Genomic DNA, 412 nt, shown 5'->3' with positions numbered 1-412 from the left:
GGCTTCCCGCTCCTGCATTGCGTGTTGCCTTTTCTGGTGCGCAAGGGCGTCCTCTCGCTTCTGTTGGTACAGAGCATCCTGCCTTTCTTGCTGGTTCAGCGCATCCTGGCGCGCTGTTTCCGCAAGTCGGTTTCTAAGCCCGGTACGGTATCCACGGGCGATCCCTTCGCTGATCCCCCGGCCCGCATCCCGGCCAAACTGCGCAACATACCTTGAAATATCCGTCGCCATTTATCCCCCTCCCGCGGAGCCAAGCCCCTTTCCGAAATAGTAAGAAGAACCTATATCCGCTATTGAGCCCAGTGCGTTATTCATTAATGCACTTTTAATATTGCCCTTCGCCAGATACCCCGAGGCCCTGGCACCGGCAGCGCCTAACTGTGCCCCGCCTACACGATCACCGACACCCATG

At 57.5% G+C, this 412-nt stretch carries 2 protein-coding genes; both read right to left on the bottom strand.

What is annotated here, in order from left to right; genetic code table 11:
- A partial coding sequence (locus Q5Y71_RS17265; RefSeq protein ID WP_306043305.1) for a hypothetical protein occupies positions 1–231 on the bottom strand: 231 nt, incomplete at its 3' end.
- A partial coding sequence (locus tag Q5Y71_RS17260) for a hypothetical protein (RefSeq protein ID WP_306043304.1) occupies positions 232–412 on the bottom strand: 181 nt, incomplete at its 5' end. It lies immediately after the preceding gene.

It is taken from the genome of Microbulbifer sp. 2205BS26-8 (genome assembly GCF_030731025.1).
In the GTDB taxonomy this organism is placed as follows: Bacteria; Pseudomonadota; Gammaproteobacteria; order Pseudomonadales; family Cellvibrionaceae; genus Microbulbifer; species Microbulbifer spongiae.
This window is presented reverse-complemented; position numbering and strand designations above follow the sequence as displayed.